9 protein-coding genes, 1 pseudogene and 1 riboswitch are annotated in these 12576 nt (G+C 41.3%); of the genes and pseudogenes, 2 read left to right on the top strand and 8 right to left on the bottom strand.

What is annotated here, in order from left to right; all coding sequences use genetic code 11:
• Positions 1-45: 45 nt before the first annotated feature.
• From FCN25_RS09810 to FCN25_RS09785, 6 genes and pseudogenes are all read right to left on the bottom strand, one after another.
• Positions 46-1482: a M28 family peptidase gene (locus FCN25_RS09810; RefSeq protein WP_137224213.1), complete on the bottom strand. Its 1437-nt coding sequence runs from the start codon at positions 1480-1482 to the stop codon at positions 46-48.
• Positions 1483-1498: 16 nt separating this feature from the next.
• A pseudogene (locus FCN25_RS09805) lies at positions 1499-2119 on the bottom strand (lytic transglycosylase domain-containing protein); the annotation flags it as partial.
• Between the two features lie 379 nt (positions 2120-2498).
• Positions 2499-3038 (bottom strand): hypothetical protein, encoded by a 540-nt coding sequence (locus FCN25_RS09800; RefSeq protein WP_137224211.1) that lies wholly within the window; start codon positions 3036-3038, stop codon positions 2499-2501.
• A gap of 416 nt (positions 3039-3454) precedes the next feature.
• Positions 3455-6610, bottom strand: a complete 3156-nt coding sequence (locus FCN25_RS09795) for an efflux RND transporter permease subunit (RefSeq protein ID WP_137224209.1) — start codon at positions 6608-6610, stop codon at positions 3455-3457.
• Positions 6611-6619: 9 nt separating this feature from the next.
• On the bottom strand, positions 6620-7768 hold the full coding sequence (locus FCN25_RS09790) for an efflux RND transporter periplasmic adaptor subunit (RefSeq protein WP_137224207.1): 1149 nt from the start codon (positions 7766-7768) through the stop codon (positions 6620-6622).
• Between the two features lie 325 nt (positions 7769-8093).
• Positions 8094-9197 (bottom strand): MBL fold metallo-hydrolase, encoded by a 1104-nt coding sequence (locus tag FCN25_RS09785; RefSeq protein ID WP_137224205.1) that lies wholly within the window; start codon positions 9195-9197, stop codon positions 8094-8096.
• Between the two features lie 105 nt (positions 9198-9302).
• Here FCN25_RS09785 and FCN25_RS09780 point away from each other — a divergent pair, with 105 nt between their 5' ends.
• A complete protein-coding gene (locus tag FCN25_RS09780) occupies positions 9303-9911 on the top strand; it encodes a TetR/AcrR family transcriptional regulator (RefSeq protein ID WP_254693747.1) in 609 nt (202 codons plus the stop codon).
• Positions 9912-9921: 10 nt separating this feature from the next.
• On the opposite strand, the gene FCN25_RS09775 is transcribed toward FCN25_RS09780, so the two are convergent.
• Together FCN25_RS09775 and FCN25_RS09770 are read right to left on the bottom strand one after the other, a co-directional pair.
• Positions 9922-10611, bottom strand: coding sequence for a DNA-3-methyladenine glycosylase I (locus tag FCN25_RS09775; RefSeq protein WP_137224201.1), 690 nt, complete (start codon positions 10609-10611; stop codon positions 9922-9924).
• A 115-nt stretch (positions 10612-10726) separates the two neighbouring features.
• Positions 10727-11257, bottom strand: coding sequence for a thioesterase family protein (locus FCN25_RS09770; protein WP_137224199.1), 531 nt, complete (start codon positions 11255-11257; stop codon positions 10727-10729).
• Between the two features lie 274 nt (positions 11258-11531).
• A riboswitch (FMN riboswitch) is annotated at positions 11532-11706 on the top strand.
• A 96-nt stretch (positions 11707-11802) separates the two neighbouring features.
• Here FCN25_RS09770 and ribB point away from each other — a divergent pair.
• Positions 11803-12459, top strand: a complete 657-nt coding sequence (gene ribB, locus FCN25_RS09765) for a 3,4-dihydroxy-2-butanone-4-phosphate synthase (protein ID WP_137224197.1) — start codon at positions 11803-11805, stop codon at positions 12457-12459.
• The last annotated feature ends 117 nt before the right edge of the window (positions 12460-12576 follow it).

Here is a 12576-nt window from a genome sequence, read left to right as displayed (position 1 = left end):
CCGCAGAAACGGTTTGGGCATTTTTGTTTGTTGTTTCAATAGCTTTTATTTAAAGAATGCACCCGCTGCGCCCGGAAACACTACAGGGCTAACATTGCCATTGGCGGCGACACTCGCGACACCATACAAATAATTATCGATTACCATATTATCTAGCGTGAACTGATTAACCTTGCCGACATAACGACTATGAGTCCATTCAGGTACAGTAGTTAATCGCCAATATACGCGATAACCAACGACCGTTTTATCGTCACTATCAGCCCAACTTAACTTGGTACTTGGTGATACTTGCCCTGCAACAATTACTTTAGTTGGTGGTGCTGGTGCCCATGCTTGTGACGCTAAACTAATCGCATTAAGCGAGGTCAATTTGGCAGTAAAGTCAAAATCCACCCCTTCAATCACATCGCCATAAGCAATGCCGTTTTCGACACGAATATCTTGATGCTGACGATTATAGTTTTCGTTGGTTTCCATAATACGCACAGCAGGTAAACCAGCCTGATTAAACGGTAAATGATGTCCACCACGACCAAAACGATCGAGTCGATACACGAGCATCACCTCTAAATTAGTCATGTACTGGTCGGCTAGCGACTTAATTTTACGAGCTAAATTACGTGAAGCAGAATCATTTTCGCCGCCACTAAAATACCTTTCTTTGGCTTCATCTGCCGTTTCGGCAAAACGTACACCTTCAGAAAACACCCGTACACTACTGTTATTCATCACGCCATTAATGCCAGATATATTGCCAATCATGTCATTATTTAATACTGCTTGAACCTGCCAATTTTGTGCTTTGGCATAGTCAGCTAAAATATTGCCGCCATACAAACCTTGTTCTTCACCCGACAATGCAGCATAAACAATAGTGCCGTTAAATTGGTATTTTGATAATATTCGTGCAGCTTCTAATACCCCAGCTACACCCGATGCATTGTCGTTAGCACCAGGAGAAATTGAGGTGGCATCCAGCACATCACTAACTCGCGAATCAATGTCGCCGCTCATCATCACTACACGGTTAGGATCCGTTTTACCGCGCTGAATAGCGATAACGTTAACCACTTCTGTTGGGTTCGCGATTCGCTTGCCTTGAACGGTGTCACCAACCGTCACCACGTCTAAACAACCACCACACTCTTTGGATATACGATTAAACTCAGCTTCAATCCAACGTCTAGCGGCGCCAATACCTTGGGTGTCAGATTTTGTATCAGACAAGGTATGCCGAGTACCAAAACCGACTAAAGTACGAATATCTTGTTCAATACGCTTAGCTTGTGGTGCGATAGCAATGTCGTATAAACGCACATCTTCTTGTGATGGGGCAACAAACGATGATTTGTCTGCAGCAAATGCTGGCACGGTTACAGCGCCCAATATCAGCAACCCAGCCATACCAGCTAAACAATAACCGTTATTACGACTGAGTTTAACGCGTTTAGGTTGTACTTTATGAATTAAATGGTTCATTAATAAATACCTTAAATTAACTGGCTAATGCTTTTTGGTAGCGTTTTAATAATATTTTCACCCGCTTCACATAAGCTTGTGTTTCAGGATAGGGAGGTATACCGCGGTATTGCATAACCGTCGTTGGGCCGGCATTGTATGCCGCACAAGTAAGGTCAATGTCGCCGTTAAATTGGCTTAATAACTGCGCAAGATAACGACTGCCACCACGAATATTCTGTTGAGCATTAAAAGGATCATCGACGTCCATATCACTAGCAGTACCAGGCATTAATTGCATTAACCCTTGGGCTCCAGCTTTGGATAAAGCGCCGATTTTAAATGCTGATTCTGCATGAATTACAGCTCGAATGAGCGCAGGGTCAAGCTGATACTGCCGCGCAGCTAAAGCCACGTCGGTAGCAAAATGTGAGGTAAATAGTGGGATCTTATACCAATCGATAACAGAATCGACTCGACAAGCAAAACATTCATACAATAACACTTGATAGTCTGCATCCAGCGGTTGCTGATCGCTAAACACCATCACCCCATTGGTTTGTTTGTATTGAAACACTTTACGCTTTTCAACGCCTAAATCACTGACAATACCATTTTCAGAATAATTGGCCTTAACACGAGGCTTACTCGATACTGTGCCTGTTTTCATTAACGAATAATTGTTGGTTAAGGTACGCGGTTTCTGTTTATCGCCCACATAACCAGCATTCAACGACAGCTGATCATTAATTGATTGCTCATCGATTGGCTCAGTGTTGCGGCGACTCAACACGTTATATGTATCAATAGTTGGCACGAGGCGATTTTCAGCGGTGGAAGTTTGAGATTGCTGTAACGACAACTGTTTCTTTACTGCAGCTTGCTCAGGAATATACTTAGCTTTGATTTGCGGCTTTTCAACGTCTTCCACGGCAGGGTAAATCACTTGCTTGGCTCGTACATGCATAGGTACACAAACGCAAGCCAGCAACGTAGCGATACCCCATAGCGTCTGTCGATTACGCCATTTCATGAGGTTATTCCTTCACTTGATCAAATATCGGCATCGGCGCGATATGAGCAAATTTAGCAACTGCCGAACCAGGGAAAATTTTTACACCACTGTTTAGCTCCTCTACAGCTTTGCGATAAAAGTCTTCCGCATGCACAAAGTCGAGCTCTAACTGGATATACTCGGCAAGCTGGTCGGCACACAATTTGTCTTTGTTCACAGTGGTTAACAATGCCTCTAAACCTTGGTCAATTTGTTGCCAAGCTGCTATCGATACAGACAAGGAGCCACCAGCCACATTTGATTCATCAATAGGCTGATCCCAATCATACTGAGGTTGTAGCTGTTTCAGGTGCTGTAATTGGGCTTGTTGGTCATCTGTCAAAGGACGTGGATAAGAAGGTTTTTCCTGACATAGCTCGGTAAACAATGTCAGTCTTTTATCAATTTTTGAGTCGATCACTTTTAGCGCTTCAATGGCTGAAGTGCGTTTTTTAAGTAAACTGGCATACCAAAGATAAGCCAGAATAGCGGCTAAAATAAGGCTAATAAACAGCGCCGGCATGGTGTCATCCTTTATTCTTGTTATTCACTATAATAATCATAATTTAATTAAAAGTTCATCTTTATCAGCGATATCTTCGCTAAAAAGTAACCACAAAAGTACTTACCATGTTCAAAAAGATGTTAAAAATCTGTTTTAATTAAGATTTTAAGCATAACATAAATAATAATGAGTATTAGGGTATTAAATACACAGCTAAAATTTTAATAGTCAATTTTTTCAAATGCCTAATGCTAATTTTTCATGAGTGTTTTTTAAACACTATTTAAGTTTCGTTACTATAAATGAACAAAATACTCTTTTGAAATGATCACTTAATGCTTGTTAATAAGTTTATTAATGCTTAGGTTAATATTGTTATTACTGGCACAAAAAAGCCCAGCAAAACTGGGCTTTTTCTTAATCGAATTTACAAATTAAACCGACTTTCTATCGTTATCAACAATTTCATCTTCTTCCTCGGTCGGTTTTTTACGCTTGCTGAAAATACTTTCAACGACCACAAAGAACACCGGAATAAAGAAAATACCTAAGAATGTCGACGATAGCATACCGCCCACTACAGCAGTACCAATGGCATTTTGGCTACCAGAACCGACGCCCGTACTAAGCGCTAACGGCAGAACTCCTAAACCAAATGCCAGTGAGGTCATTAAAATAGGACGTAAACGCACTCTAACTGCATGTAAGGTTGCCTCAAATAAGCCAGACCCTTTCTCGTAGTATTCCTTCGCAAACTCAACAATCAAGATAGCATTTTTAGTTGCCAGTCCCACTGTCGTTAACAAGCCCACTTGGAAAAATACATCGTTAGATAAGCCGCGACTACTCATGGCCACTAGCGCACCGATAACCCCAACAGGAACCACTAAAATAACGGATAATGGTATTGCCCAGCTTTCATACAGTGCCGCTAACACCAAGAACACGATTAATACCGATAAAGCATATAAACTTGGCGCTTGGTTACCCGATAAACGTTCCTCATAGGATAAACCATTCCACTCTAAAGCATATCCAGGCGGAAGTTGTTTAGCCATTTCTTCAAGTGAATCCATAGCATCACCAGTACTGTAACCGGGTGCCGTTGCGCCTTGAATGTTAACCGCTGGAACACCGTTAAAACGTTGTAGCTGTGGTGAACCATACTCCCATGAGCCAGTAGCAAAAGCCGAAAATGGTACCATTTCGTCATTACTATTGCGCACATACCAAGAGTCTAAGTCACTTGGCTGCATGCGGTATTTGGCTTCGCCTTGCACATAGACTTTTTTCACGCGGCCGCGATCAATAAAGTCATTGACGTAAGAGCCACCCCACGCAGTTGCCAACACTGTGTTTGCATTACTAATATCAATATCTAATGCACGTAATTTGGCATGATCTAAATGAATTTGATACATAGGCGCATCTTCTTGACCGTTAGGCCTTACCCCAACTAAGTTCGGGTTTTGCGCTGCTAAGCCAAACAGTTGATTACGAGCTTCAATTAACTTTTCATGACCTTGGCCACTCAAGTCTTTTAAATACAAGTCAAAACCATTTGCGGTACCCAGCTCAATAACTGATGGCGGTACAAAAGCAAATACTAGGGCTTCTTTAATTTGCATAAAGCGTCCCATTGCTCGACCTGCCAACGATTTCACATCTTCACCAGGCGCTTCACGGGTAGACCAATCTTTTAAGCCAACAAACGCGATACCCATGTTTTGACCTGAACCCGCAAAACTAAAGCCGGATACGGTAAACACTGATCTAACAATGTCTTTCTCGTCATTTAGGTAATAGTCAGACACCTTTCGCAACACTTTTTCAGTACTTTCTTGGGTCGAGTTAGTAGGTAAAATAGCTTGGGTAAACAAGATACCTTGGTCTTCATCGGGTAAGAAAGCGGTTGGCATACGTAAGAAAATCCAAGCCACTGCGATAACCAACACAACGTAAACCATCATGGCACGGAATGAACGCTTAATAATACCGCCTACAGTATTCCCATAACGTACAGTAAGAGCATCAAACTTACGGTTAAACCAGCCAAAAAAGCCTGTTTCAGCGTAGGTATGACCTTTTTTAACGGGTTTCAACATCGTGGCACATAATGCTGGTGTCAGTACAATTGCCACAAATACTGATAAAGCCATCGCGGCCACAATAGTAATGGAGAACTGACGATAAATTACCCCTGTGGACCCCGACATAAAGGCCATAGGAACAAATACCGCCGATAAGGTTAATCCGATACCAACCAAGGCACTGGTAATTTGATCCATTGATTTCCGAGTGGCCTCTACAGGACTTAAGCCCTCTTCAGACATGACTCGTTCAACGTTTTCTACGACAACAATGGCATCGTCCACCAGCAAGCCAATAGCTAATACCATCGCAAACATGGTGAGCGTGTTAATGGTAAAACCTGCTGCTGATAACACAGCAAACGTACCTAGCAATACCACAGGTACAGCAATAGTAGGAATAAGCGTTGCTCTAAAGTTTTGCAAGAACAGATACATAATCAAGAATACCAATATAACGGCTTCTATCAATGTATGCACAACACCTTCAATTGATTGCTCTACGAATGGGGTAGTATCATAGGGATAAACGACTTCTAGCCCTTGCGGGAAAAATGCTTTCATCTCATTAATTTTGGTTTTAACGCCTGTAGCTGTGTCCAGTGCATTGGCACCGGTAGCTAATTTAACAGCTAAACCTGACGCGGGTTTACCATTATAATAAGAAGTGACAGCGTAACTTTCTGCACCGAGTTCAACTTTAGCGACATCTTCAAGATAAACATTTGCCCCTGACGAATCAGATTTAAGAATAATACGTTTAAATTGCTCAGGTGTTTGTAAACGACTTTGAGCTGTCACTGTCGCGTTAAGTTCTTGACCAGCAAGCGATGGCGCACCACCTAACTGACCCGCTGAAATTTGCGCATTTTGCTCACCAATCGCCGTAGTAACATCAATACTGGTTAAGTTGTATTGGGTTAATTTAAGCGGGTCCAACCAAATTCGCATAGCATATTGCGCACCAAAAAGCGTGAGTTCACCCACTCCAGGTACGCGACTCATTGGGTCTTGAATGTTGGCAGCAACATAATCAGCAATGTCACTTTTTCCCATTGAACCATCTTGAGACACAAAACCTAATACCATTAAAAACCCAGAACTGGACTTGTTAACTTTTACGCCTTGTTGTTGAACTTCAGTCGGTAACAATGGTGTAGCAGCTTGTAGCTTGTTCTGAACTTGAACTTGGGCAATATCAGGATCGGCCTCTGCATTAAACGTTAAGGTAATCTTGGTATTACCAAAACTATCACTGGTGGAGGAGATATAACGTAAGTGATCCAAGCCAGTCATTTGCTGTTCAATCACCTGAGTGACCGTATCTTCCATGGTTTTAGCCGAAGCACCTGGATAGTAAGCACTGATCACCACGGTTGGCGGTGCAATACTCGGATACTGTGCAATGGGTAAGCCTTTAATGGCTAGTACACCTGCGAGCATAATTAATAATGCAATCACCCAAGCAAAGATAGGGCGATCAATAAAAAAGCGAGCCATAATTTATCCCTACTTTTGTGGTTGGTCAGCCGTTAATGTTTGTGGTGAAACGGGTGCGCCTGCGCGAATTTTTTGTAACCCTTCGACAATTAATTTATCTCCCGCAGCTAAGCCATCAACAATACGCCATTGATTGCCAATTACTTCGGCGGTTTTTACCACGCGCATTTCAACGTTATTGTCTTTATCAACGAGCATCGCGACGGCTTGACCTTTACTATTACGCGTAATAGCGCGCTGTGGTACTAAAATAGCTTGAGGGTCTTGGCCAGCATTTAATATCGCACGAACGTACATACCAGGTAACAATGTGCCATCAGGATTAGGGAACTCGGCACGTAATGTGACTGAACCAGTGGTTTCATCAACATTAACTTCGGCAAACTGCAATATACCTTCATGCTCATAAGTACTGCCATCTTCAAGCATTAAGGTCACTTTAGCATTGTCACTTTTCAATAACTGGCCTGAACGCAAATTGGCTTTTAAACGTAATAGTTGCGCACTTGACTGAACAATATCGATATTAATCGGATCAAGCTGTTGAATGGTCGCGAGTGTTGTACTTTGATTTGCGGTAACTAGCGCACCAGCAGTCACAGACGACTTACCAATATGACCAGAAATCGGTGCTTTTACCTCTGTATATTCAAGATTAATTTTTGCTGTATTAATGGCTGCTTTAGCCACAGTCACTGCTGCTTGTGCTTCTTTGTAAGCCGCTTCTGTTTCGTCAAAATCTTGCTTACTCACTGCATTAGTTTTAATCAATTGTGCATAACGAGCAGCTTTAGCTTTAGCTGATGCTAACGAAGCTTTGGCACTGGCTAAATCGGCTTCGGCACTGATTAATGCAGCTTTATAAGTGGCAGAATCAATTTGATAAAGTGACTGACCTTGTGTTACTTCGGTACCTTCAACAAAGGCACGTTTAGTAATAATTCCTGATACTTGTGGGCGCACCTCGGCTTCCAAAAAAGCGCGGCTACGGCCAGGTAATTCAACCTTAATAGCTTGTGAAACTGCTTCAACAGTCATCACACCAACTGGAGTAGGTGGACGTTGTTGTTGCGCCTGGGCATTTTCATCCCCTTGACCACAAGCGGTAATCCATAATGCTGCAGATATTACTGCAGCGACTTTCAATGCTTTATGCATGGTTGCTCCTACTCCGATTTATATCAATATGGCATGCTTAATTTTGAGCTGCTTATTTGATAATAGCTAATTATTAATCTATAAAAATTTCTGGGTTCTTTATCGCATAGGTATAAAATTCAAACAACTTAACAATAGATATTAAATTGTAAATAAATAATAAGTTTACGTTATCTATAGTTAATTTGTTAATTGATTGTGATATCTGAATAAATAATCAAACAAACCAGACCGAACACCTCATTAAATTCACTGTTTAATAACATGTTGGTAAAATCGTTTTTGACTCACACAACTTAATTGTATGCACTATGAATATAATAATTTAGTGGTTACTCGTGACAACCTCATTTAATTCATCCATCTTTTTAGGATCAACCATAATGGCATGCCACCACAGCTCATTAGCTTGTGGGTCGGCCAACATGACTGCTTGACCAAATTTTGGTGTTAGTAAGGTGACATTATACTGCTTGGCTAGCAGATTAATGCGCTCAAATGGTTCAAACCAATCATGTAATGCTAAATCGAACGTGCCATTGTGAACGGGCATCATTGCTTTGGCTTTAACATCAATATGCGCTTGTAAGCTCTGCTCTGGCAACATATGAATATCGCTCCATAATTCATTATAAGCCCCCGTTTCAATCATGCTCAGATCAAAGGGGCCAAAACGCTCACCTATTTGTTTAAAACCGTTAAAATAGCCACTGTCACCACTATAAAATACTTTGTGTTTTAACCCTTGGATCACCCAACTCGCCCATAACGTTTGGTTACGATCGAATAGGCCGCGGCCAGAAAAGTGTTGTGCCGGGGTTGCAGTAATACTTAGGCCATTTAATTCAACAGATTGCCACCATTCCAGTTCGGTCACTTGAATAGGGTCAACTCCCCAAGCGGTTAAGTATTCACCGACGTTAAGTGGCGTCACAAAATGCTGAACGTTAGCAGCCAATTGTTCAATTGCAGCTTTATCAAGATGGTCGTAATGGTCATGGCTGATAATAACGGTTTTTATCGCCGGTAAATCAGCAATGCTAATGGGTGATTGATGAAATCGTTTTGGACCAGCCCACTGTACGGGTGATGCTCGTTCGCTGAATACCGGATCAATTAATAAGTATTCGCCGTCTATACGCATCAATAATGTTGAATGGCCTAAGCGATATACTGCATCTTCTGTCGATTGTGCCAATATATCTGCTGTTAATGCTATCAAAGGAACGGCATCTTTAGGGGCTGGTGCCTGACGTTGCGTTTTCCAATAAGCTTTGGCAATCGGCCATATACTACTTAAACCAGCTTGGTATGCTTTTTCGCTATTGGTAAATGGTTTATTTTTTTTGTTTGCCGTCCCAATTTTTGTTAACCAAATAATGGCTGCGAGCACCATAAAAACAATGATAACACCTGATAAAACCTTCATTTTGGCACCAACAAGTATACTACACGGTGTAGTTTAATAATCTCCCATTGAAAAGTAAACTGCTCAGTGTAAAATATATCAAATAAATCCTTTGTCGTGATTATCATGAATACAGAAAAACAAACTCGTAGCCAAATTAAACGTGCCGCGATTATTGAAGCAGCCAGAACAACCTTTAAAGAATTAGGGGTTACAGCTACTAGTATGGATAAATTAGCCGAAGTGGCTGGGGTATCTAAACGTACGGTATACAATCATTTTGCGACAAAAGAATCTTTGGTCATAAGCTTAATGACCGACCTATGGAAGCAAGCATTAGCTCAACCTTCTTTAGTATACAATTCACATCAATCTTTGGCGGATCAACTGCAACAGTTGGTGCGAATAGATATTGATTACATTCAATCAGAAGAACACATTGAAGTATCACGAATGGTGATTGGACATTTATTTTATACGACTGAAATACAAGAAGAAATACAAAAAATAATCAAGGAAGAAACGGCCACTTTTCGTTGGATAAAAGCGGCAATTCAAGATGCTCGATTAAATGTAACTAGTGTTGAACAAGCCCAAGCAGAATTACAAAGCTTGATTAAGGGTCAATGTTTTTGGCCTTTAATATTTCAAATAGAAAAACCATTAAATGACCAACAAAAAGATGAGGTAGCTTCGTCCATCGTTGTTATGTTCCTATCTCGATATCAAGCATAAGTACATTAAGCTATACCCGATTATCACCAACACCAAGCGAAATAACTCGGCTAATATGCGCCAAGCTCATGCCCGATTCTTGTTGCCATTGATTGAACGCCGCTTGGGACTGACGCAAAGCTGTTTGCGATGTAAAACCCGCGTCTACCACTTTATGCCCTGTTAAATATGCCTGTACATCTTGGGTAAGTAAAAAAGTATCTTTGCCTACAGTACGTAAAAAATAAGGCCCGGTATTACCGCCTAAACGAGTGCCACGCTTTTTAAGTGATTGCCATAAACCGGTAATATCATCCGTTGGCCATTGAGCAATAAACTCCGCAAAACTACCATACTCTTCACTAATACGTTGGATCATGTAGGCATTATCAACAATGGCTTGGGTTTTCTTTTGATGTCTAATTAATCCAGGATCGCTAGCACGTTGTTGAATTTGATCAGGTGATAACATTAGAACCTTCATCGGCTCAAAGTCAAAAAAGGCTTTTTCATAAGCAGCCCATTTGTTGACCACAACCCGCCAAACAAAGCCACTTTGAAAGACTTGCTTACTGAGCGCTGACAATAAAATGGCATCTGAATATTCGCGAATATCATCAGCCATTAAGGTTTTTGGCAATAATGACGTTACCGCTTCTGGACCACCTTTACGTTCACAAGCGCGCGACCATATATCATTAAACTTTTCTAGCTTCGCCACACAATATCCTCACAATAAATCAACGACACGGCAAAATAATATATCAACACTGAGCCACAGATACGTTACAGCCAGCAATTCAGTTTACTTTGGAATATATTTCAACTTTCGGAGATTAAATATTACGCTCTTTTTTAAGTTGTAAAAACTGTTTCCACTTAACGACTTCTGGTGGCATTTCAGGCATGTCATCAGTATATCCTGCTGCTGCAATTAAGGTTTCAACAGGAACTTGCTTGCCTCGACACATAAATACCCCGCGAACGTGGGCAATACAATGCAGACCACGCTTAGTAAGAATACGGTGTTCAATATAAAAGTACTTTTCATCCCACCCGACCATTTTAGTTTCGATGGTAAATTTTTCAAACGGTTTGATATCGCGGATATAAGTAAATTCTGCAGCATTGACTATGGGTAACCATTTATTTTTTAAAAACTGTTTCATCAAGCCTAATTCGGCAATCAAATAGGTTCGTGCTAAATCAAAAAAAGCAGGATAACGAGAGTTGGTTAAATGCAAATTGATATCACAATCTAACGGCAACACACGATAATCAATGCGGCTAGTACCTAAAAAACTTACTTTTTTACAATGACCTATTCGCCATAAAAACAACCAAATAAAACGAAAATACAGGTTCATGAACAATTTACTCCTAATGTAAGCGCAATAGGCTAACAAAGGTCATACCAGCGAGCAAGCACGTTCACTTCATTCGACACATAATATGCCAAGGTCATACTTGAAGTGAGTGAGAAATAGTATTGTTCCTCTCATAAAACAGTCATTAGCAATGCTTTATTACATTAATGCGACCGATCCCCCTTTTCATCTTAATCTGAACTGATTACCATAGTTGCGTGTATTTTGGGGAGTCACACTTTAAGCTCCCATTATTTAACACAAACTTATTGTTTATAATTCTCAGGGCGGGGCGCAATTCCCCACCGGCGGTATACTTGAAAAAGTGAGCCCGCGAGCGCTCGATTCGTCGAGGTCAGCAGATCTGGTGACATAGGCTATAACTCTTAAACGGGTAAAGCCTAACAGTCCAGAGCCGACGGTTATAGTCCGGATGAGAGAGAATAGAGATACATCGATAAGCTTCGGCTTTTAGGTGCAATTTGTTTTGGATTTATATCCCTCTTTACTAAAGCCCTGATTCTGGTCATTTTAGGAGTACAACCATGAATCAGCTATCACTACTTGCCGTATTTGGCGAACCGATCACTCGTGTAGAAAACGCATTAGCCGCATTAAGAGAAGGTCGAGGCGTATTATTACTAGACGATGAAGACCGCGAAAATGAAGGCGACGTTATTTATTCAGTAGAGCATTTAACCAACGTCCAAATGGCATTAATGATCCGCGAATGCAGCGGCATTGTGTGTTTATGTTTAACCGACGAGCACGCGAATAAACTGCAATTACCACCGATGGTTGTTAATAATAACAGTGCCAATCAAACCGCCTTTACCATCTCTATAGAAGCAAAGCTTGGTGTAACAACAGGTGTTTCAGCTCAAGATCGTGTTACCACGATTAAAACAGCGGCAAACCGCGACGCTAAAGCTTCTGACTTAGCTCATCCAGGGCATGTATTCCCATTACGAGCTCGCGCTGGCGGCGTAATGACTCGCCGTGGCCATACGGAAGGCACGGTTGATTTAATGCAAATGGCAGGATTAATGCCAGCTGGTGTTTTATGCGAATTAACCAACGAAGATGGCACTATGGCCAAAGCGCCAGAAATTGTCGCTTTTGGTCGCAAACATAATATGCCCGTATTGACCATAGAAGACATGGTGATGTACCGCAATCAGTACGATTTAAAATTGGCGTAATGTGTTACCAAGGCGTCATTCATCGCGAGATATTTATCGGCTGCGAATCAACATGAAATGACACGAAAAAGAGGTGCAAAGCACTAATGCCGATCAGTTAAGAACTGAAGTTATAAA

The sequence above is a fragment of the Shewanella sp. MEBiC00475 genome (assembly GCF_005234075.1).
GTDB classification, from domain to species: domain Bacteria; phylum Pseudomonadota; class Gammaproteobacteria; order Enterobacterales; family Shewanellaceae; genus Shewanella; species Shewanella polaris.
Note: the sequence above shows the minus strand (reverse complement) of the source record. Positions and strands in the feature narration are given on the sequence as shown.

What these genes read in the sequence shown, in the direction of transcription:
- FCN25_RS09790 (WP_137224207.1), bottom strand. Translation starts at nt 7,768, where the DNA reads ATGCATAAAGCATTGAAAGTCGCTGCAGTAATATCTGCAGCATTATGG.
- FCN25_RS09800 (WP_137224211.1), bottom strand. Translation starts at nt 3,038, where the DNA reads ATGCCGGCGCTGTTTATTAGCCTTATTTTAGCCGCTATTCTGGCTTAT.
- FCN25_RS09810 (WP_137224213.1), bottom strand. Translation starts at nt 1,482, where the DNA reads ATGAACCATTTAATTCATAAAGTACAACCTAAACGCGTTAAACTCAGT.
- FCN25_RS09780 (WP_254693747.1), top strand. Translation starts at nt 9,303, where the DNA reads ATGAATACAGAAAAACAAACTCGTAGCCAAATTAAACGTGCCGCGATT.
- ribB (WP_137224197.1), top strand. Translation starts at nt 11,803, where the DNA reads ATGAATCAGCTATCACTACTTGCCGTATTTGGCGAACCGATCACTCGT.
- FCN25_RS09795 (WP_137224209.1), bottom strand. Translation starts at nt 6,610, where the DNA reads ATGGCTCGCTTTTTTATTGATCGCCCTATCTTTGCTTGGGTGATTGCA.
- FCN25_RS09770 (WP_137224199.1), bottom strand. Translation starts at nt 11,257, where the DNA reads ATGAACCTGTATTTTCGTTTTATTTGGTTGTTTTTATGGCGAATAGGT.
- FCN25_RS09785 (WP_137224205.1), bottom strand. Translation starts at nt 9,197, where the DNA reads ATGAAGGTTTTATCAGGTGTTATCATTGTTTTTATGGTGCTCGCAGCC.